The 21617-nt window shown below is 65.3% G+C and carries 17 protein-coding genes, 1 pseudogene and 1 riboswitch; of the genes and pseudogenes, 11 read left to right on the plus strand and 7 right to left on the minus strand.

Features of this window, described 5'->3' with window-relative positions:
* Nucleotides 1-196: pseudogene (locus RFA01S_RS28045) on the plus strand (DEAD/DEAH box helicase); the annotation flags it as partial.
* Between the two features lie 164 nt (nucleotides 197-360).
* The gene (gene gnd / locus RFA01S_RS12815; protein ID WP_027497152.1) at nucleotides 361-1812 is read left to right on the plus strand and encodes an NADP-dependent phosphogluconate dehydrogenase; all 1452 of its coding nucleotides are present in this window, start codon (nucleotides 361-363) and stop codon (nucleotides 1810-1812) included.
* A 71-nt stretch (nucleotides 1813-1883) separates the two neighbouring features.
* On the opposite strand, the gene RFA01S_RS12820 is transcribed toward gnd, so the two are convergent.
* The gene (locus tag RFA01S_RS12820) at nucleotides 1884-2411 is read right to left on the minus strand and encodes a DUF4262 domain-containing protein (protein WP_052060886.1); all 528 of its coding nucleotides are present in this window, start codon (nucleotides 2409-2411) and stop codon (nucleotides 1884-1886) included.
* A gap of 87 nt (nucleotides 2412-2498) precedes the next feature.
* On the opposite strand from RFA01S_RS12820, the gene RFA01S_RS12825 reads away from it, so the two are divergent.
* The 9 genes from RFA01S_RS12825 to RFA01S_RS12870 all read left to right on the plus strand — a co-directional run bounded on the left by RFA01S_RS12825 (nucleotide 2499) and on the right by RFA01S_RS12870 (nucleotide 15025).
* Nucleotides 2499-3827 (plus strand): DEAD/DEAH box helicase, encoded by a 1329-nt coding sequence (locus RFA01S_RS12825; protein WP_032370572.1) that lies wholly within the window; start codon nucleotides 2499-2501, stop codon nucleotides 3825-3827.
* Nucleotides 3824-4723: a DMT family transporter gene (locus tag RFA01S_RS12830; protein ID WP_032388364.1), complete on the plus strand. Its 900-nt coding sequence runs from the start codon at nucleotides 3824-3826 to the stop codon at nucleotides 4721-4723. The genes RFA01S_RS12825 and RFA01S_RS12830 overlap by 4 nt, the downstream gene beginning before the upstream one ends.
* An 11-nt stretch (nucleotides 4724-4734) precedes the next feature.
* Nucleotides 4735-6171 carry a GMP reductase gene (guaB1, locus tag RFA01S_RS12835; protein WP_032366171.1) on the plus strand — a complete coding sequence of 479 codons (1437 nt, stop codon included), beginning with the start codon at nucleotides 4735-4737 and terminating at the stop codon, nucleotides 6169-6171.
* Nucleotides 6172-6502: 331 nt separating this feature from the next.
* Entirely contained in the window at nucleotides 6503-7882 is a 1380-nt protein-coding gene (locus RFA01S_RS12845; protein WP_027497158.1) for a hemolysin family protein, read from the plus strand.
* Nucleotides 7875-8996 carry a hemolysin family protein gene (locus tag RFA01S_RS12850; protein WP_032370576.1) on the plus strand — a complete coding sequence of 374 codons (1122 nt, stop codon included), beginning with the start codon at nucleotides 7875-7877 and terminating at the stop codon, nucleotides 8994-8996. Before RFA01S_RS12845 ends, RFA01S_RS12850 begins: the two co-directional genes overlap by 8 nt.
* Nucleotides 8997-9911 carry a hypothetical protein gene (locus RFA01S_RS12855; protein ID WP_032370577.1) on the plus strand — a complete coding sequence of 305 codons (915 nt, stop codon included), beginning with the start codon at nucleotides 8997-8999 and terminating at the stop codon, nucleotides 9909-9911.
* A gap of 64 nt (nucleotides 9912-9975) precedes the next feature.
* Nucleotides 9976-12150: a malate synthase G gene (locus tag RFA01S_RS12860; RefSeq protein ID WP_032408478.1), complete on the plus strand. Its 2175-nt coding sequence runs from the start codon at nucleotides 9976-9978 to the stop codon at nucleotides 12148-12150.
* A 67-nt stretch (nucleotides 12151-12217) separates the two neighbouring features.
* Nucleotides 12218-13882 carry a substrate-binding and VWA domain-containing protein gene (locus RFA01S_RS12865; protein WP_238325179.1) on the plus strand — a complete coding sequence of 555 codons (1665 nt, stop codon included), beginning with the start codon at nucleotides 12218-12220 and terminating at the stop codon, nucleotides 13880-13882.
* 3 nt (nucleotides 13883-13885) lie between these two features.
* Entirely contained in the window at nucleotides 13886-15025 is a 1140-nt protein-coding gene (locus tag RFA01S_RS12870) for a metallophosphoesterase (protein WP_032408243.1), read from the plus strand.
* A 31-nt stretch (nucleotides 15026-15056) separates the two neighbouring features.
* Here the strand turns inward: RFA01S_RS12870 and gcvP are convergent, their stop codons facing one another.
* The 6 genes from gcvP to gcvH form a co-directional block, all read right to left on the minus strand.
* Complete coding sequence (gene gcvP, locus RFA01S_RS12875) at nucleotides 15057-17897, minus strand: aminomethyl-transferring glycine dehydrogenase (RefSeq protein WP_032408476.1); 2841 nt, start codon at nucleotides 17895-17897, stop codon at nucleotides 15057-15059.
* Between the two features lie 205 nt (nucleotides 17898-18102).
* Nucleotides 18103-18200: riboswitch (glycine riboswitch) on the minus strand.
* A gap of 12 nt (nucleotides 18201-18212) precedes the next feature.
* Complete coding sequence (locus tag RFA01S_RS12880) at nucleotides 18213-18752, minus strand: MerR family transcriptional regulator (RefSeq protein ID WP_157226114.1); 540 nt, start codon at nucleotides 18750-18752, stop codon at nucleotides 18213-18215.
* Between the two features lie 413 nt (nucleotides 18753-19165).
* The gene (locus RFA01S_RS12885; protein ID WP_027497166.1) at nucleotides 19166-19639 is read right to left on the minus strand and encodes a bifunctional nuclease family protein; all 474 of its coding nucleotides are present in this window, start codon (nucleotides 19637-19639) and stop codon (nucleotides 19166-19168) included.
* Nucleotides 19640-19736: 97 nt separating this feature from the next.
* Nucleotides 19737-20474 (minus strand): transcriptional regulator FtsR, encoded by a 738-nt coding sequence (gene ftsR, locus RFA01S_RS12890; RefSeq protein WP_027497167.1) that lies wholly within the window; start codon nucleotides 20472-20474, stop codon nucleotides 19737-19739.
* Nucleotides 20471-20968 carry a glycogen accumulation regulator GarA gene (garA, locus tag RFA01S_RS12895; protein WP_027497168.1) on the minus strand — a complete coding sequence of 166 codons (498 nt, stop codon included), beginning with the start codon at nucleotides 20966-20968 and terminating at the stop codon, nucleotides 20471-20473. The genes ftsR and garA overlap by 4 nt, the downstream gene beginning before the upstream one ends.
* Nucleotides 20969-21197: 229 nt before the next feature.
* Nucleotides 21198-21602: a glycine cleavage system protein GcvH gene (gene gcvH, locus RFA01S_RS12900; protein WP_032408475.1), complete on the minus strand. Its 405-nt coding sequence runs from the start codon at nucleotides 21600-21602 to the stop codon at nucleotides 21198-21200.
* Nucleotides 21603-21617 lie beyond the last annotated feature (15 nt).

Here is a 21617-nt window from a genome sequence, read left to right on the forward strand (position 1 = left end):
GCGTCGCTCCGACTCGAGCTCGTACCGCGGCTCAGAGGGTCGCGGTTACGAAGGTCGCGGGTCGGACAACCGTGGCTCGGACAACCGTCGTCCCGCATCCGCCCCGCGCCAGGACGAGAACCGATCGGGTGGGTTCCGTAGCCGCACCGAGCGTCGTTCGTACGACGGTTTCGACGGGCCTGCACGCAGCCACTGATCCATTGTTCGAGGCGAAGTCCTGATTCGACGGGCTTCGTCGCTCGAACCCCGAGGTGCCGCATTCTTCGCGAATGCGGCACCTTTTGCGTCGTGTCGGCCGGCGTCGCACCCGACCCAGGGGGTTGGCTCGCGCGAAATCGCGCGGCAAGGAAAGCTGTCTGTATGACCTCAGCAGCAAAAGAGACAGAACTGGCTCAGATCGGAGTCACCGGACTCGCCGTCATGGGCTCCAACATCGCGCGTAACTTCGCCCACCACGGGCACACTGTCGCGTTGCACAACCGCAGTATCGCTAAAACCGACGCGTTGATCGCCGAGCACGGTACCGAGGGCAACTTCATCCGTACCGAGACCATCGAGGAGTTCGTGGCCGCGTTGGCGAAGCCGCGGCGCGTGCTCATCATGGTGAAGGCAGGCGACCCGACCGATGCGGTGATCGAGGAACTCGCCGGTGTGATGGAGGAAGGCGACATCATCATCGACGGCGGCAACGCGCTCTACACCGACACGATCCGCCGCGAGGCGGCCATGAAGGACCGCGGTCTGCTCTTCGTCGGCGCCGGTATTTCCGGCGGCGAAGAGGGCGCGCTCAACGGCCCGTCGATCATGCCGGGTGGTCCGGCCGAGTCCTACAAGGCATTGGGACCGTTGCTCGAGTCCATCGCTGCGCAGGTGGACGGCACGCCGTGCTGCACGCACATCGGCCCCGACGGCTCCGGCCACTTCGTCAAGATGGTGCACAACGGCATCGAATACGCCGATATGCAGCTCATCGGCGAGGCGTACAACCTCTTTCGCGACGCGCTCGGGTACTCGCCTGCGCAGGTTGCAGACGTCTTCACCGAGTGGAACAAGGGCGATCTGGAGAGTTACCTCGTCGAGATCACTGCGGAGGTCCTTCGCCAGGTCGACGCGAAGACCGGGCAGCCACTGGTCGATGTGATCGTCGATGCTGCCGAGCAGAAGGGCACCGGTCGATGGACCGTCAAGGCGGCACTCGATCTCGGAGTACCCGTGACCGGCATCGCCGAGGCAGTGTTCGCACGGGCTCTGTCGGGATCGCGGGCCCAGCGCAAGGCCGCTGTCGGCCTCGCATCGGGAACACTGGCCGACAAGCCGACCGATGCCGAGCAGTTCACTCACGACATCAGCCGGGCGCTGTACGCGTCGAAGATCGTCGCCTACGCACAGGGCTTCGATCAGATCGCGGCGGGTAGCGCCGAATACGATTGGAATCTGCATCCGGGCGATCTCGCCACGATCTGGCGTGGTGGCTGCATCATTCGGGCGCGATTCCTGAACCGCATCAAGGACGCGTACGACGACAACGCCGAACTACCGAGCCTCATCCTGGCGCCATACTTCCGTGACGCTATCGAGAACGCGATCGACAGTTGGCGGCGCGTCGTCATCACGGCTGCGTCGCTCGGCATCCCGGTGCCTGCGTTCGCATCCTCGCTCTCGTACTACGACGCGCTGCGTGCCGAGCGTCTGCCTGCGGCCCTGACACAGGGACAGCGCGACTTCTTCGGTGCGCACACCTACGAGCGCACCGATTCCGAGGGCAAGTTCCACACTCTGTGGAGTGGAGATCGCTCCGAGATCGAAGCCTGACATCGGTCCCCCGCCGGTGGCACCACGCGTACTTTCGTGCGGTGCCACCGGTGTGATCGGTCTTCGCTCGCTCAGAAGGGCACCGGCCCGAGTATCGGTTGCACCACCGTCGACGGAATTCCCTCCCACGGCAGTGCACCTTCGAGGTCCCTCCAGACGGCTTGTACGGCGCTGAAGCGTCCCGTGCCGTACACGTCGGAGGCGACGTACAGGATGTCCGCACAATCCGGTACATCGATGGCCAGAAGATCGAATCCTGCTGCTGCACAACCAATTCCGGATTCGATGTCCAACATCCCCGACGCCACCGAAGTCCCCAGCGCGTTCAGGATCATCGAGGATTCACGTGGCCCGCGTCCCGTCACGACGATTTCGGGACTGCCCAGGTCGGTGAGACCGACCGTGTAGCAGAACGCGGGATGAATGCCGTCTCGATCGACCTCCGATTCCACGTACTGCAGCGCCCACCCGAATGTCTCGATCGTTGCCCTCACATCATCGATGTAATTGTCGACACCGAACCCTCGGCACATCTTGCACATGACTCCCCCACCTTCGCCGTGCAACCGCCCCTGCGGAGATTGCGTCTCGAACGCCATTCGAACTCACGTTCTAGGGCAAGTATTGCGTGCGGTACCGACAAGAACGGTCGAACGCGTCGTCGATCCGGCGGTAAGGTCAGCTCCATGCCGGGTCAATCCACTCGATCGTTCGCAGACCTCGGTCTCCCCGTCGTTCTGGTGCACTCCCTCAGGAATGCAGGTGCTCGCGACCCGTTTCCCATTCAGGTCGCGGCGATCCCCGATGCCCTTGCCGGACGGGACGTCCTCGGGCGCGCACCCACGGGCTCGGGTAAGACCCTGGCGTTCTCACTGCCGATTCTCGTCCACCTCGCCGGCAAGCGAAGCGCACCTGCGGCACCGCGCGGGTTGATTCTCGCCCCCACGCGGGAACTGGCACTGCAGATTCGTGAAGTACTCGACATCCACGGTGCCACCTTCGGACTTCGTACCGTCGGCGTCGTCGGAGGTGTTCCGCTCGAACGCAACGTCCGAGATATTCAGCGCGGAGTCGACATCGTGGTCGCGACTCCCGGCCGGCTCATCGATCTCCTCCAGCGACGCTCGATCACACTCGAGCATGTCGAGGTCACCGTCATCGACGAGGCAGATCGCATGGTGGACATGGGTTTCCTGCCTCAGGTCGATTCACTGCTCGCTGTCACCCCGGAACACGGTCAGAGGATGCTGTTCTCCGCGACGCTGGACGGGGAGGTCGACGGGCTGGTCGAGAAGTTTCTGAAAGACCCCGCTGTGCACTCCACTGCGGCAGCCGTCAGCGAACCCGACATGACCCATTTCGTCTTCCGAATCGACGCGGCCCGAAAGACCGAAGTCGCTGCCGCACTTGCCAACCGCGACGGTAAGACACTTCTGTTCCTACGGACCACCCATGCCGTCGATCGACTCACCGACGAGTGCCTCGCACTGGGTGTGCCGGTATCGTCGTTGCACGGCAACAAGACTCAGGCGCATCGCACCCGATCGCTCGCGGCCTTCGGCGAGGGCACGTCCGTGGCTCTCATCGCAACCGACGTGGCAGCCCGCGGTGTTCATGTCGACGACGTGACTCTCGTCGTTCACGTCGATCCCCCGGTCGATTTCAAGGATTACCTGCACCGCGCCGGACGCACTGCACGTGCCGGTGCCCGCGGAACCGTCGTGACGCTGGCAACGGACGACCAGTTGGATCGCGTCCGATCGATGGCCGACGAGGCCGGCGTTGCCGCCACGGTCATCGATACCGATCTGGACCAGTCCGCGTGGCGTCGACCGACGGGCGCACGCACCCCGATCGGTCGACCGCTACCTGCCCCGGTACCGACGACGAGCGGTGCTGCGGCCGACACCCGAACTGCGCGCGGTGCGGGCCGGACGGGTACGCCGGGCAGGCGTGGGCGGAGCGATGGCACCGGGAGCCGGCGGGGTGGCGGTAGCAGAGGACGACGCGGGTGACCGCGTCCTGGCCGGCGGTCGTACTCGCACTGATTTCGGCGTTCCTGTTCGCTTGCGCGTCGGTCGCGCAACAGAGCGCGGCCGCGTCCGTCCCCGAAGGTGAATCCCTAGTTTCGGCACTGGTGCGTAGCCCGCGGTGGTGGGTGGGCGTCCTCGGAGACGGCGGTGGCTATGCGGTTCAGATCGCGGCGCTGTGGGTCGGCTCGGTGCTGGTCGTTCAACCTCTGCTGGTGACAGCACTGCTGTTCGCTCTCCCGATGTCGGCAAAGCTGGTCGGCAGAACACTGCCTGCCACCACCTGGGCGCTCGCCGTGGCGATGGCCGCGGCACTTGCCGTCTTCATCGTGGTGGGCGATCCGAGCGAGGGCAATACCGACGCCCCTTTCGTGCAGTGGCTCGTTCCATTGATCGTGGTGGCCGTCGTTGTCGGCTGCGCCGCCGCGGGCGGATTGCTGCTCACCTCGCCGGGAGTTCGGGCACTACTGCTCGGTGCAGCGGGAGGTTTGTTGTTCGGCCTGGCGGCTGCGCTGACCAAGAACGTCACCGACCTCGTCGACGGTAACCCGGTCGAGGCGCTGACGGCCTGGCAGACCTACACGCTGATCGGATCCGGCGTCGTCGGTTTCTACCTGCAGCAGCGTGCATTCCAGGTGGGTCCGCTGTCGGCGTCGATGCCGGCAGTGACGATCTGTGAACCACTCGGCGCGGCGTTCGTCGGAGTCACTGTCCTGAACGAGCGAATCAGAACCGAGGGCGCAGCCCTGACGGTCATCGTCGTAGCCGTGGCCGTCATGATCGTCACGACGGTCCTGCTGTCGCGTACGCAGGCCGCGAACGCGTCCGAACCGACCGCTCGGGACGGGGCGTCGAACCCAGGAAGTCCATCCGACCGGTAGTCTCGATCAACGTGCAGTTCCTCGATGGTCACCAGCCGCCCTACGATCTCACCTACGACGACGTCTTCCTCGTCCCGAACCGGACCGATGTCACTTCTCGTTTCGACGTGGACCTCAGCACGGTCGACGGGTCGGGAACGACCATTCCGATCGTGGTGTCGAACATGACCGCAGTATCGGGTCGGCGGATGGCCGAGACCGTCGCACGACGCGGTGCCATTGCCGTCATTCCGCAGGACCTGCCCACCGAGGCCGTGGCCGAAACGGTCGCATTCGTCAAGAGCAGAGATCTCGTTGCCGACACACCGGTCGTTCTCGGCCCCAACGCCTCGGTCTCCGATGCGCTCGCCCTGGTGCACAAGCGCGCTCATGGATCCGTCGTGATCGTCGAGCACGGCAAGCCCGTCGGTGTCGTCACCGAGAGCGCCTGCGCGGACGTCGATCGCTTCGCTCGGCTCAGCTCGGTGGCCGCGACCGACTTCGTGCGGGTGGCCCGCAACGCCTCACCCAAAGAGGTCTTCGAGATGATGGAGGCCGCCCACGCCCAGCTCGCGATCGTCGTCGAGGACGACGGTTCGTTGGCCGGTGTGGTGACGAACACCGGTGCCGTCCGCACCGGCATCTACGCCCCTGCCGTCGACGCGTCGGGACGGCTGCGGATCGCTGCCGCGGTCGGCATCAACGGCGACGTGGCGAAGAAGGCGACGGCACTGGTCGAGGCCGGTGCCGACGTCCTGGTGATGGATACCGCCCACGGGCACCAACAGAAGATGCTCGAAGCGTTGGCCGAAGTGCGTTCGCTCGATCTCGGCGTACCGCTCGCCGCCGGCAACGTCGTCTCCGCTCAGGGCACCCGTGACCTGGTGGCGGCGGGTGCGGACATCGTCAAGGTCGGTGTCGGCCCCGGGGCCATGTGCACCACTCGCATGATGACCGGCGTGGGTCGGCCGCAGTTCTCCGCCGTGGCCGACTGTTCGGCTGCCGCAGCCGAACTCGGTGCGTCGGTCTGGGCCGACGGCGGTGTTCGCCATCCTCGCGACGTCGCGCTCGCGCTCGCGGCCGGTGCCGCCAACGTCATGATCGGATCCTGGTTCGCGGGCACCTACGAATCTCCCGGAGACCTTCGCGTCGACGCGGCGGGCAACCGATACAAGGAAAGCTTCGGCATGGCGTCCAAGCGTGCCGTCGCGGCGCGCACTGCCACCGACGGGGCCTTCGACCGCGCCCGCAAGGCGTTGTTCGAGGAAGGGATCTCCAGTTCCCGGATGCGACTGGATCCGGATCGTCCCGGCGTCGAAGACCTCATCGATCACATCTGCGCAGGTGTGCGCAGCACATGCACTTATGCCGGGGCACGTTCCCTTCCCGAATTGGCCGAACGAGCCGTCCTCGGGGTCCAGTCGGCCGCAGGATTTGCCGAAGGGCGCCCCCTGCCGTCCGGGTGGTAACGCACCGACACGGTTAGACTCACCTACTACGAGTTCGACGACGTTCGCTGTCGTTGCCCGCGCCGAGACGACAACGTCGACTCGGCGCGGTGCGACGACGCGTCGGCCACCACCGGTGTGCCGCAACGCGAACCAGACAGAAGGGAATCAGGTGCCCGAGGCACCCACTATTTCGGTTGCCGGTTCGGCAACTGCGGAGCAGCACGACGACGGTTCCACATCGGAGGGATCCTCTATCGAGCCGGGAGAGAAACCCGGCGACACCGATTTCGACAGGTTTCCGCAGACGAGCGGAGCGGTACTGCTCTCTCAACTTCGGCGGCGTTGACCTGTGGCCACTCTCGTCACCATCGTCAGCCTGATCGGCTTCGTGGCGCTGACGGCAGGTACTGCCCTCTTCGTCGCGGCAGAGTTCTCCCTCACTGCTCTCGAACGCAGTGCGGTCGAGTCTCAGGCCGAGAACGGCGACCTACGCTCGCGCCAAGTTCTGCATGCTCACAAGACGCTGTCTTTTCAGTTGTCGGGCGCGCAGCTGGGCATCACGATCACCACCCTCATCACCGGTTATCTCGCGGAGCCGGTGCTGGCAGGATTCATTCGGCCGGTGACCACCGCGCTCGGTGCCTCGGACTCTCTCGCGTCGGGAATCTCCCTCGCGGTGGCTCTGATCTTGGCCACGTCGTTCTCGATGATCTTCGGTGAACTGGTCCCCAAGAACATCGCCATCGCGAAACCGATGTCGACCGCGCGGGTCACAGCCGGAGCGATGGCCGGGTTCTCCCTGATCTTCAAATGGGCGATCAACGGACTCAACGGCTCGGCCAACTGGCTCGTGCGACGGCTCGGCATCGAACCGGCCGAGGAACTGCGTTCGGCGAGATCACCGCAGGAGCTCGGTTCACTGGTCCGGACGTCGGCCCAGCAGGGCTCGATCGACGAGAACACCGCACGTCTGGTCGACCGGTCGTTGCAGTTCGGCGACCGCACCGCCGAGGAACTGATGACTCCGCGGGTCAAGATCGAGACTCTCGCCACCGACGCGACCGTCGCCGACCTGATCGAAACCGCTGCGCGAACGGGCTTCTCTCGGTTCCCGGTGGTCGACGGCGACCTGGACGACACCGTCGGTGTCGTACACATCAAGCATGCGTTCACGGTGGCCGGAGCGGACCGCCGGTCCACCACTGTCGAGTCCCTGGCGCGCGACGTTCCGGTCGTTCCGTCGAGCCTGGACGGCGACGCTGTGATGGAACGCGTGCGAGCCGACGGAATGCAGGTGGCCCTCGTGGTGGACGAGTACGGCGGCACCGCAGGCATGGTGACGATGGAAGATCTGATCGAGGAGATCGTCGGCGACGTGCGCGACGAACACGACGAGCCGGAACTGGACGTCGCTCGTTCGGGCGACGGCTGGGACTGCGCGGGGCTGCTTCGCATCGACGAGGTTGCGTCGGCGACGGGCTATTCGGCCCCGGAAGGCGAATACGAAACCATCGGGGGCCTGGTATTGATGCAACTCGGCCGGATTCCATCAGAGGGAGACGCGGTGCTTCTACCGTCCCCGGCGACGGAGGACGTCCCCGACGGCGACGGCGGGTGGATGGCGCGCGTGATCCGCATGGACGGCCGCCGTATCGATCGTGTGCTGATCCTGCCGGTCGACGCCGAAGCAGTGGCGCGTCTGCGATCGGACGGTGAGGTCGATGGGTGACTTTCTCGGGGTAGGTCTGGCAGTTCTGCTGCTGGCCGGAAACGCCTTCTTCGTCGGTGCCGAGTTCGCACTGATCTCAGCTCGCCGTGATCGTCTCGAAGCATTGCTGGCGCAGGGCAAGAAGCGCGCGCAGAGCGTCATCGAGGCCGGTCAAAATCTGTCGCAGATGCTCGCCGCGGCACAACTCGGCATCACGATCTGCTCGATTCTGCTCGGCCGCGTCGCGGAGCCCGCGGTCGCGCACTTGATCGAGGTGCCCCTGGAGCTGGTCGGCATCCCCGGCTCGTTCCTGCACCCGATCGCCTTCGCCATCGCGCTGACGCTCGTCGTGGTTCTGCACATTCTCGTCGGCGAGATGGTCCCGAAGAACATCGCCATCGCCGGCCCGGAGAGCACCGCCATGGTGCTCGTGCCCATCCACCTGATGTTCATCAAGGTGGCGTTGCCCCTGATCTCGTTCTACAACCTGTGCGCCAACCTGACGCTGCGCATGCTTCGCATCGAGCCCAAGGACGAACTGAGTTCGTCCGTCTCGGCGGTGGAGCTGTCGCAGATGATCGGCGAATCGCGCTCGGAGGGACTGATCGACGCCGAGGAACACCGCAGATTGCGCCAGGCTCTCGAGACCTCGGGCCGAACCGTGGCCGAGGTTCTGATTCCCTCGCATCAGGTTCGGAGTATCGAGCTGTCCGGGCCGGACCACACTCTCGGTCCGACCCTCGGTTCGGTGGAACGCGCAGTCATCGAAACCGGGTTCTCTCGGTACCCGGTGCGTGATGCGAGCGGTTCCCTGGTGGGCTATCTGCACCTGAAGGACGTGCTCGACGACATGGCCGACGACTCCGCCGGCCCGGAGACCGTCATTCCCCGCAGCGATGTCAGGGCCCTGCCCGTGGTGTCCATAGACACCGTGCTCGACGACGCGCTGACGAAGCTGCGGCGCGCCAGCAGCCACCTCGGTGCCGTGCACGATGCGACCGGTGCCACGGTCGGCATCGTCGCGCTGGAGGATCTGGTGGAGGAGTTCGTGGGCACGGTTCGAGACGGGACTCACCGTGTCGCCGGTCCCCGACCGGGTCAGTCCGCACCTACCGGTACCCCGCGGAACGTCTGAATGGGCGAATCGGCAACGCTGACCGAGGCGGAGTGGACTGCCCGGCGAGACGCGCACTCGGCTCGGGTGGAGAGTCTCGTCGGCAGCTATCTGGTCGATCGCGGACACGGCAATGTGCATCCGGTGGTGGATTTCTTGTTCACCTACTACAGCCATCGCCCGGGTCAGTTGCGCCGATGGAATCCCGGCCACGGCACGGTTCTGACGGGCGATCGGGCGCGTGACTTCGCCGAGTTCGCCTCGTACGAGCAGGTCGAGACTGCGGACGGTCCAGGATTCCGGGTGCGGTCGGATCTGCTCGAGCGACGCCGGCCCAGCATCGAGTTCGTTCTGGGTCTGCTGTCGGCGACGCGGGAGCGACCGCCCATGCTCGGCTGCTTCGGTCTGCACGAATGGGCGATGGTCTACCGCGGCGGCGACGCGGCAGTCCGGCACAGCCAAGTCCCATTGCGACTCGGTCATGAGGGAACCGACGCCGTGGTCGACTCGATGACGTTGCGGTGCACTCATTACGACGCCTACCGCTTCTTCACCGAGGACGCGGTACCGCGTAACGCCCTCGCGTTGTCCCCCGAGTCGCGCCTGGGGTCCGAGCAGCCCGGTTGCATCCACGCGTCGATGGATCTGTACAAGTGGTGCTACAAATTGGGTCCGTTGATCGACTCGGAGTTCGTGACCGACTGCTTCGAGTTGGCGTTGGAGGCTCGAACGATCGATATGCGCGCAAGTCCGTACGACCTGAGCGAGTACCATCTCGATCCCATCCGAATTGAAACTGCGGCTGGACGGGCAGAGTACGTTCGCGCGCAGGGAGAGCTGTCGGAAAAGGCAGCTCCCCTACGCTCGGCACTGATGGATCGGTGTCGAAATCTGCTCACCGGCGGCGGGTTCGGCGTCGGACCTACCGCCGAGTAACATCGACAGCGTTGTCGTGGGGACACCGTCACCGGTGTCCGTGACCGGAAAGAGTGAGGAATTCATGACCGATCGTGTGCAGGCTGGTGGACTTCAGGTCGCCAAGGTCCTATTCGATTTCGTCGAGAAGGAGGCGCTGCCGGGTACCGACGTAGATTCGGAGGCCTTCTGGGCCGGTGCCGCGTCGGTGATCGCCGATCTCGCTCCCAAGAACAAAGCGTTGCTGGCCGTCCGCGACGAGATTCAGGGCAAGGTCGACGCGTGGCACGGCGAGCATGCCGGTGCCGATTACGACCGCGCAGCGTACAAGGCCTTCCTGAAAGGGATCGGCTACCTGCTCGACGAGCCTGCCGACTTCCAGATCACCACGTCCGGCGTGGACACCGAGATCACCACCACGGCCGGGCCGCAGCTCGTGGTTCCCGTGCTCAATGCACGCTTTGCGATCAATGCCTCCAACGCACGATGGGGCTCGCTCTACGACGCCCTCTACGGAACGGACGCCATCCCCGAGACCGACGGAGCCGAGAAGGGCACGAGCTACAACAAGGTCCGCGGAGACAAGGTCATCGCGTTCGCGCGTGACTTCCTGGACGAGGCATTGCCGCTGAGCTCCGGCTCGCACGTCGGGACCACCGGATACGTCGTCGACGCCGCGTCGCTGACGGTGACGTTGGCCGACGGCAGCACCGTCGGCCTGAAGGATCCGTCCCAGCTGTTGGGCTACCAGGGCACACCCGATGCGCCGACGGCAATCTTGTTCGTGCACAACGGTTTGCACTTCGAGATCCAGATCGACCCCGAGAGCCCGATCGGCAAGACCGACGGAGCGGGCGTCAAGGACGTGCTCCTCGAGTCGGCTGTCACCACGATCATGGACTTCGAGGATTCGGTCGCCGCAGTCGATGCCGACGACAAGGTTCTGGGCTACCGCAACTGGCTCGGTCTGATGAAGGGCGATCTCACCGAGGAGGTCTCCAAGGGCGGCAAGACGTTCACTCGCGCGATGAACAGGGACCGCACCTACACCTCGGTCGACGGTTCCGAGCTGACGCTGCACGGCCGTTCGCTGCTGTTCGTCCGCAACGTCGGCCACCTGATGACCTCCGACGCGATCCTCGACGCCGAGGGCAACGAGGTTCCCGAGGGCATTCTCGATGCGCTGTTCACCTCGCTTGCCGGTCTGCATTCGTTGACCCCGGACAACGTGCTCTCGAACTCGCGTACGGGCTCGCTGTACATCGTCAAGCCGAAGATGCACGGACCGGACGAGGTCGCCTTCACCGCCGAATTGTTCGGCCGCGTCGAGCAGGTCCTCGGCCTGCCCACCAACACGCTCAAGGTCGGCATCATGGACGAGGAGCGCCGCACGACGGTCAACCTCAAGGCCTGCATCCAGGCCGCGTCCGAGCGGGTCGTGTTCATCAACACCGGCTTCCTCGACCGCACCGGCGACGAGATTCACACCTCGATGGAGGCAGGGCCCGTCGTTCGTAAGGGAGCGATGAAGGGCGAGAAGTGGATTGCCGCCTACGAGGACTTCAATGTCGACACCGGCCTGGCGGCCGGCCTGCAGGGCAAGGCGCAGATCGGCAAGGGCATGTGGGCCATGCCCGATCTGATGCACGACATGCTCGAGCAGAAGATCGGCCACCCCAAGGCCGGCGCGAACACTGCGTGGGTTCCCTCCCCCACCGCAGCGACCCTGCACGCCTTGCACTATCACAAGGTCGACGTGTTCGCCCGTCAACACGAGATCGCGAAAGCCAAGCGCGCCACCGTCGACGAGATCCTCGAGATCCCTCTCGCGCCGTCCACCGACTGGACCGACGAGGAGAAGCAGAACGAACTCGACAACAATTCGCAGTCCATCCTCGGATACGTCGTGCGCTGGATCGACCACGGCGTCGGATGCTCCAAGGTGCCCGACATCAACGACATCGCACTGATGGAAGACCGTGCGACGCTGCGCATTTCGAGCCAATTCATCGCGAACTGGTTGCGGCACGGCATCGTCACCGAGGAGCAGGTGCGCGAATCGCTGAAGCGAATGGCACCGGTGGTCGACCGGCAGAACGCGTCCGATCCGACGTACAAGCCGTTGGCACCCGATTTCGACACCAACATCGCCTTCCAGGCTGCGAGTGATCTGATCTTCCAGGGCACGAGCCAGCCCAACGGGTACACCGAGCCGATCCTGCATCGTCGCCGACGGGAGTACAAGGCCGTCAACGCCTGACGGACTTGTCGACCACGTGGGTGAACACCGGAACTCAGGGCGCGGACGTTCCATAGCCGCCGGGCCCGTGATCGTCGTACTGACGATCGCGGTCCTGGTGGCAGCCGTGTTCGGATGGTTTGCGCTGCGTGATCGAATTTCGGATCAGGGGATCGAGGCAGCCGACACCTGCGTGGAGGGACCGGCCGTCCTCACCGTGGCGGCCGACCCGGACATCTCCGCCGCGATCGAACAGCTGGCAACACGATTCGACGCGACGGCCCCGGTAATTCGCGATCACTGTGTGACAGTAGAGGTTCGAGCCATCGCGTCCGATGCGGTGCGGGCGGCACTGAACTCCGGCGCCGACAACTGGGATGTCGGTGCGCTCGGCGCTCGTCCGGGTCTGTGGATACCCCAGTCCTCGGCAGACGTCGAGGCCGTCGTCGACCGTGGAGCCATCGACGGTACGCCGCGGCCTGTCGCATCGAGTCCGATCGTCCTCGCTGCACCGAGCGCGGTGGCCGACGCCGTCGTCGCTGCAGGCTCTAGCTGGGCAGATCTGATACGACTGCAACGCAACCCGCAGGCTCTCGGACTCCCCGAGTGGGGTGGGCTTCGACTCGCCGTGCCGTCCGGCTCCGACACCGGCGCGAGCACTCTTGCGGTCACGGCCATCGCGGCAGGCGTACGCGGTGACCCGACCACCGCACTCACCGTCGATGAGGCCTCCTCGACGCCACTGGTGTCGGCGATGTCGGAGTTGGCGGTGACCGATACCGGCGCTGCCGCAACCTCGGCCTCCACCACGTACGACGCCCTCGCGGCGCTCGAGAATGCTGCAGGCCCCGACGCCGCCGTCCACGCGGTCCCGGTCACCGAACAGCAACTCGCGTCGACCGATTCCTCGACGCTGACCGCCGTTCGCCCACAGGGTGCAACGCCTGTCGCCGATCATCCGGCGGTCGTGCTCTCCGGTGACGAGACCTCCACCCGAGCAGCCGCGGCATTCGTGGATTTCGTTCGTCAGCCCGACGGTACGCAGACACTCCTGGACGCGGGATTCAGCGTGGACGAGCCCCAGGACGCGGGCATCGTCGCCCCACCATCGGGGCCGGTTGCCGACGCTCTGCTCGCTGTGCTTCGCAATCCGGTTCTGCCCCGCCGTGCCACTGTTCTACTCGACGTGTCCGAGTCGATGCGTACCACCGAAGGCGGTGCGACGCGGCTGCAGAACACCGTTCGCGCACTGAGCGAGCAGTTCCGACGAGTCCCCGACGCCACCGAACTCGGTCTGTGGAGTTTCAGCGAAGACCTGAACAACTCGCTGCCCTTCCGGGTGGATGTCCCGACCGGACCGATGACAGTTCCCGTCGGTACCACTCCGAGGCGCTCCGCCCTCGATGCGACCGCTGCGGCGTTGACGCCGGCAACCGGCTCGTTCACGTACGCGTCCGTCCTCGTCGCGTATCTCGACGCCGTGGCCGGTTACGTCCCCGGCCGCGTCAATTCGGTCGTGCTGATCACGGACGGCCCGGACGACTCACCCTTGTCGGCGGACGAGCTACTCACCGAACTGACATCGGCGTCCGATCCGGCGCGGCCGGTTGCGGTGAACATCGTGCGCATCGGCGACGACAGCCCTGCCCCCGTGTTCACCGACATCGCAGCTCCCACCGGCGGCACCGTGGACACGGTGCCGACATCGGATTCCCCAGACCTCCTCGATCGACTCGGAAAGTTGCTGTACTAGAACATGTCTCGTGTACTTTTTGTCGGCGTCTTCCTACTCCTCGTCACCCTCTTCCTGCACTGGCGGTTTCTCTCCGTAACGAGGGCACCGGCACGTGTCGGACGCCCGGCAGATCTGTTGCTGATACTTCTGTGGTTGTGCGCGGTGGTCGGCTTCGGCAGCGGCGTCGAGTTCGATCCGTCCTGGGCCCGCGGCCCGGCTTTCGTCGGTCTGACCTGGTTGGCGGTGGTGTTGTATCTGTTCCTCGGCACGGTCCTCGTTGCTCTGATCTGCGCCGTCGTGCGGGTGATGTTCGCACTGTCGCATCGTGATTCGACTGCTGCTCGGCTGCGCATATCGAGGGTCGGCTCCGTTGTCGTGGCTCTCGTCAGCGTCGTCGCAGTGGGGTACGGCCTCGTCGAAGCCGCCTCGCCTCGTGTCACACGCACCCAGGTTGCGCTCGACCGGTTGCCGGCCGAATTCGACGGTCTGCGAGTGGCATTGGTGTCCGATATTCACGCCGGACCGTCTCGCGGTGCGGGCTTCGTGCGCACGGTCGTGGATTCGGTCAACGCGCAGCAGCCTGATGTCGTGCTGCTCGACGGCGATCTCATCGACGGGACAGTGGAGTTGGTCGGAGAAGACCTCGAGCCGCTGCGCGACCTCGAAGCCCCTCTCGGGGTCTTCGCTGTCAGCGGCAACCACGAGTTCTACGCGGGCGACGGCGGAGAGTGGCTCGACTTCTGGTCGACCCTCGACATCGACGTGTTGCGCAACGAGCGCACGACGATCACCCGTGATGGCGTTGCCATCGATATCGCCGGCATCAACGACGCCACTGCCCCGGAACCGTACGAACCGAATCTCGGCGCTGCGCTCGACGGCATCGACCCGGATCGCTTCGTGCTGTTGATGGCTCATCAGCCCAAGCAGGCTGTGGAGGCCTCCGAGCTGGGCGTGGACATGCAGGTGTCCGGACACACTCACGGCGGGCAGATCTGGCCGATCCGCTATCTGGTGCCGCTCCAGCAGCCCAGTGTCGAGGGGCTGGACACGATCGGTGACACCACGCTCTACACCACCCGCGGTGCAGGCGCGTGGGGTCCGCCGGTGCGCGTGGCAGCCCCGCCCGAGATCGCGATGCTCGAACTCACGCGGGGCTGACCATCTGCCCGTCCATCGGGCGAACAGCAGGTCAGGCGAACGCCTCGATCGGCGGGCAGGAACACACCAGGTTGCGGTCGCCGTGCGCGCCGTCGATCCGCCGGACCGCGGGCCACACCTTCGGTCGGTCGTAGCCTGCGGGGTACGCCGCGAGTTCCCGCGAGTACGGGTGGTTCCAGTCGGCGACGAGGCATTGCGCCGTGTGCGGAGCGCCGCGCAACGGGTTGTCCTCTACGGTCCACTCGCCGGAGCCGACGCGGTCGATTTCCCTGCGGATGGAGATCATCGCGTCGCAGAATGCGTCGATCTCCTCCAGATTCTCGCTCTCGGTCGGCTCGACCATCAGGGTCCCCGGCACCGGGAAGCTCATCGTCGGCGCGTGGAAGCCGTAGTCCGCCAGTCTCTTCGCCACGTCGTCGACGGTGACGCCGGTGTCCTTCGTCAGACCTCGCAGATCGAGGATGCACTCGTGCGCCACCATGCCGTTGTCGCCGGTGTAGAGCACGGGGAAGTACTCGTCGAGGCGGCGCGCGATGTAGTTGGCCGACGCGATGGCGGTCAAGGTCGCCCGGCGCAGCCCCTCCGCGCCCATCATCGCGATGTATGCCCACGTGATCGTCAGGATCGACGCGCTTCCGTACGGTGCGCCCGCAACGGTCGGACCGTCGCCCAGTTGCGGTGCCAGCGGGTGGCCGGGCAGGTACGGCTGCAGATGCGAACGGACGCCGATGGGTCCGACGCCGGGACCGCCACCGCCGTGCGGGATGCAGAAGGTCTTGTGCAGGTTCAGGTGACTGACGTCTCCGCCGAAACGACCCGGCCGAGCCAACCCGACCAGAGCGTTGAGGTTGGCACCGTCGACGTACACCTGTCCACCCGCGTCGTGCACCGCGGCGCAGATATCGGATATCTCGTGCTCGTACACACCGTGGGTGGAGGGGTAGGTGATCATGATGGCGGCGAGGGTGTCGGCGTGCTCGGCGATCTTGGCCCGCAGGTCGTCGACGTCGACGTCTCCGTTCGGTCGGCACGCAACCACGACGACGCGCATCCCGACCATCACCGCGGAGGCGGCGTTGGTGCCGTGTGCGCTCGACGGGATCAAGCAGACCGTGCGACCGGTGTCGCCGTTGGCCTGGTGGTATCGGCGGATCGCAAGTAGTCCCGCGTACTCGCCCTGGCTTCCTGCATTGGGCTGCAGGCTGACCGCGTCGTAGCCGGTGATGTCGACGAGCCATTGTTCGAGGTCGGCGATCACCCGGAGTAGTCCGGGGACGTCGGTCGACGGCGCGAACGGGTGTTGGCGCGCGAACTGAGGCCAGGTGATCGACTCCATTTCAGCGGTCGCGTTCAACTTCATCGTGCACGATCCCAGCGGGATCATGCTGCGGTCGAGGGCGATGTCCTTGTCCGACAGCGCGCGAAGGTAGCGCAGCATGGCTGTCTCGGTGCGGTAGCGCGTGAAGGCGGGATGCGTCAGGTACTCGGACGTGCGGGCACAATCGGCCGGGACGGATTCGGCTCCCGGGCCGGCGGGCTCGGCACCGAATGCAGCGAGCACATCGACGATGTGAGCCTCCGTGGTTGCCTCGTCACAGGCGATCGCGACGTGATCGTCGTCGACCGGTCGGAGGTTGATACCGCGTTGTTTGGCGGCATCGACGACGGTGTGGGCCGCGCCGGGGACCGCGGCGAGCACGGTATCGAAGAACTCGGCATGCACCACGTCGATGCCCGCAGCCTGCAACCCTGCTGCGACGGTTCGAGCACGGGTGTTGACGCGACGTGCGATCGCGCGCAGCCCATCCGCGCCGTGGTAGCTGGCGTACATCGCGGCCACGATGGCCAACAGCACCTGGGCGGTGCAGATGTTGGAGGTCGCCTTCTCACGGCGAATGTGCTGCTCGCGCGTCTGCAGGGCCAAGCGGTAGGCCCGATGTCCGTCTGAATCGACGGACACTCCCACCAACCGCCCTGGCAGCTGGCGCGAGTGACCGGAGCGCACTGCGAGATAACCGGCATGCGGACCGCCGTACCCCATCGGAACCCCGAAGCGCTGGGTGGTTCCGAAGCAGACGTCGGCACCGATTTCGCCGGGCGCGGTCACCAGGGTGGCGGCCAGCAGATCGACCCCGACTGCAACCAGCGCACCGCGCTCGTGTGCTGCCTCGATCGTGGCGGTGTGGTCCACCAGACGGCCTGATGCTCCCGGCAGCTGCGCCAGCACTCCGAAGAAGTCGCCTTCGGGCAGGCCGTCGGCGAGGTCGGCGTACACCAGCTCGATCCCGAGCGGTTCGGCGCGCGTAGCGAGCACGGCTTTGGTCTGCGGGAAAATATCCGAATCGACGACGAGGCGGGGTGACTTCGAGCCTCGGTTGGCGCGACGCATGAGCGTCATGGATTCGGCTGCGGCAGTGGACTCGTCGAGCATGGAGGCATTCGCGACATCCATACCGGTCAGGTCCGACACCATCGTCTGGAAATTGAGCAGTGCCTCGAGTCGGCCTTGACTGATCTCGGGCTGATAAGGGGTGTAGGCGGTGTACCAGGCCGGATTCTCCAGGATGCCGCGCGTGAGCACCGGAGGCGTCAGGGTGTCGTAGTAGCCCAGGCCGATCATCGAGGTGGCCACCGTGTTGCGGCCGGCGAGATCGGCCAGCGCGGCCAGCGCATCGTGCTCGCTCAGAGCAGGCGGCAATGTCGCCAGGCCATCGGGAACCCCGTCGACGACGGTATCGAGAATGGACTCGGGAACAGCCTTGCGGGCCAGCTCGTCGAGGCTGTCGACACCGATTGCGTCGAGAATGCGGGCCAGTTCGGTGGTGTCGGGGCCGATGTGTCTGTCGACGAAAGCCGATGCGGTCGAAGTCATTCGGTCGGTCACGGTCTACTCCCAGGGGTCCCAAGACAAGGCGTCGGACGGCCGGGGCATACGCGCCGACCGCTCCTCCCCCTCTGTCGTGTGCTCGCTGACGCGTGCGCCTGAGAGATTCGGTAGAACACGGCGCGCTGACGTGCGCGCACCGGCACCTTTCCCCTTGGGCGGGTGGGTGCTCCCACCACTTTCCAGAGTTGTCGAAGCCCACACGGTCCGTGTGCCTGAGAGATTGACGGGGAGGTATTGCTCCTTCGGCGTCCGAGACTGGATGCCTCGGAACTCTCCCGCGCAGGCGCGACGGTGAGAAGTCTAGCCGGTCTTACGACTCGCGCGATTCTTGCGGCGGGACGCCAGTTCGTCTTCGGGGCTCGGCTGGCTCTCTCCGCCGTCTGCTCGCTCGGCCGGGAAGTCGGCGATGGTGCCGGTGAGCTCGCGCATCGCGCCGTTGACGGCGATACCGAAGACGCCCTGCCCGCCCTGCAGCAGGTCGACTACTTCCTCGGCCGACGTGCACTCGTAGACGGTGGTGCCGTCGGAGAACAGGGTGATGTTGGCGAGGTCGCCGACGCCACGCTGGCGCAGGTGATCCACGGCGACGCGGATGTTCTGCAACGAGATTCCGGTGTCGAGTAGGCGCTTGACGATCTTGAGGACCAGCATGTCCTTGAACGAGTACAGCCGCTGGCTGCCCGAACCTGCTGCGCCTCGGATGGACGGTACGACCAGGCCCGTACGCGCCCAGTAGTCGAGTTGCCGATAGGTGATGCCGGCAATCTGGCACGCGCTGGGTACGCGATATCCGACGAGTTCGTCAGGGACCGAATCGTCGGGGAACAGGCCGGGTTGAATGTCCTGCGGCTGTGCGACAGGGCGATTCGACGCCTCGTCGGGGGTCTCGACCCGAGCATCGGCTGCGGACGCGTCCTCTGTCCGGCTTGCGGCGTCGGATTCTCGACTGCCGTGATGCTGCTGCGGCTGATCTCCCACTGACTGCTCCCTCTCGGATGTCTCACTGCGTTCGGATCCAGTCAGTACTGGGATCCGTCCGAAGCGCGCCTGAACGCCTCGGTGTACTCGCGTGAAGTCATACCGTGTACCAGGGCCAGACTACGCCTCGGCGGCAACCGAAGAGGCGTGAACTGCGTCGGTCCGGACTGCGCCGGCGATGAACTTCACTGGCACGAACGTTATGGGGGCGATCGACCAGATTCAACGCAACGCGCCGTAAACCTGAACCTAAAGTTGAGGTTGAGACTATTCCGTTACCCGTCGGTGGCCTTGAAGTCGTCCGGCGACACCGATTCGAGGAATTCCTTGAACTTCTCCACCTCGTCCTCCCGCTCGTCCGGCATCAGCAGGCCGGCCTCGGCGAGCACAGGCTCCTCCGCATAGATCGGGACTCCGGCACGGAGCGCGATGGCAACCGAATCCGACGGCCTCGCCGACACGCGGATGTCCTTGTCGAATACGAGATCGGCGTAGAAGGTGCCTTCCTGGAGGTCCACGATGCGCACCTCCTTGAGCTCGTGCCCCAACGCAGAGATCAGGTTCTTCACCAGATCGTGCGTCAGCGGCCGAGCCGGCTGCACACCTTGCTGCTCCAAAGCTATTGCGGCAGCTTCGGTTTGGCCGATCCAAATCGGGAGGTACCTATCTCCGTCGGATTCACGCAGCAGCAACACGGGCTGGTTCTGCGGCTGTTCGACACGAATACCGACCACACGCATTTCACTCATCGTGTCCACCTCACACCTCGAGAAATCTTCGCTGGTCGTCGCTGGTCCAGCTCACCAGAACCGAGTCTATTGGAATCCGAACCGGCGCGAGCGAACCTCACCGGTCGAGCGCACCACGCACCGCTGCTTTGACCAGACACGTATGCAAGGTCAACGACAGAGCTGCCAATTCCCGGATCATCTCTTCGGCACGATCACGTGCACCGGCATCGCGCCCCTTGGCGACCGGCCCGGCGATCTGAGCGACGAGACCCGCTTCGCGGTCCGCCGCGAGCTTGAACGCACGGAGGTGACGAACCTCGAGCCCGAACTGCAACATCGCGTGCGCGGTACGAGCGAGCGTGACGGCACCGTCGTCGTAGAACCCGGCCTGCCCGGGAGTGATCAGACCGCTGCGCAGCAACTCGGTCAGGAAGGCGTCGTCGATGCCGGCCTGAGCCAGTAGATCTGCCTTGCTGATGCGGACCTCGCGATCGGGCAGGAACTCCTCCGGCGAGACTTCACCGGCCGCGATCGTCAACGACCGTGGGCGCTTGACCGAGGCGTCTGCTCTCTCGACGGTTGCAACGCCGTGGTCGATCGCTTCGAGTTGTTCCTTGATCACCTTCAGCGGTAGGTACTGATCACGCTGAGCGGTGAGCACGAACCGCAGCCGTTCGCAGTCCGCGATCGAGAAACGCCGATAGCCCGACGGAGTGCGCTCCGGAGAGATCAGACCCTCGGCTTCGAGGAATCTGATCTTCGAGATGGTCACGTCGGGAAAGTCGGGCCGGAGTCGATCGAGGACGGAGCCAATCGACATCCCCCCGCTGGACTGCTGCCCGACGGCGGTCACTGGCTTCCTGCACCCGCAGACGACTCGCCGACTGCAGATCCATTGCCGCCACGGGGCCCGGTGAGGAAGACCAGACGGAACTTGCCGATCTGCACCTCGTCACCGTTGGCGAGCACGGCGGAGTCGACCGGCTCGCGGTTGACGTAGGTGCCGTTGAGGCTGCCCACGTCGACGACCTGGAAGTCGTCCTCGTCCTGGCGGAACTCTGCATGTCGACGGCTCACGGTGACGTCGTCGAGGAAGATGTCGCTGTCGGGGTGACGACCGGCCGACGTGGTCGGCTGGTCGAGCAGGAATCGGGATCCGGCGTTGGGACCACGCTTGACGACGAGCAGGGCAGCTCCGACAGGCAAGCCCTCGACACCCGATACCGGAGCTTCGGTGCTCTGGGCGGTAGCGGAGTTGTCCAGCTCCTGGAGGAAATCGGCGCGGAAGACCGAGGTGGTCTCGGCCGGCGACTCCCCGTAGTTGCTGTCGTTGTCGTTCTGGCTCACCGTTACTCCTTCTCAGTCCGTTGACCCGGGCAACGATCACCTCGGGTAACGCAGTACATGGTCTTCACTTCTGGTTCTGCTGGCGTTCGGTGGTGCGTTTCGGTTCCTCGGTGCGTGGCGGACCACTCACCATGCGCGACCTTCGCCCCGACAGGCTGTTCGCTCGGTGTCGACCGTACCCTGCGCGCCGAGGACCTGTGGTCGGTTGGCCGGTGTGTACGGCCCTTCGTCACTCAGCTGTGATGAGAGCATATCCGGCGGCATCGAGCATCGGTGCCAGCGCCGCGTCCAATGCCTCCGAGGATGCGACCTCGAGCTCGATCAGCCACCCGCCGGTGTACGGTCCGGAGTTCACCTTCTCGGGTTCGGAATCCAGATCTTCGTTCACGGCAACGACTTTGGCCGTGAGAGGACTGAACACGTCGGACACGCTCTTGGTCGATTCCACTTCACCGAGAGAATCGCCCGCGGTGACGCTGTCACCGATCGCCGGAAGCTGAACGAACACGACGTCGCCCAACTGAATCTGGGCGTAGTCGGTGATACCGATTCGAACCGTCGCAGGCCCCGTCCGCTGCACCCACTCGTGCTCGGGGGTGTAAAGCAGATCAGCTGGTGTGTCGATGTCGCTCAACGCGGCATTCCCTTC

Source organism: Rhodococcoides fascians NBRC 12155 = LMG 3623, assembly GCF_001894785.1.
GTDB lineage: Bacteria > Actinomycetota > Actinomycetes > Mycobacteriales > Mycobacteriaceae > Rhodococcoides > Rhodococcoides fascians.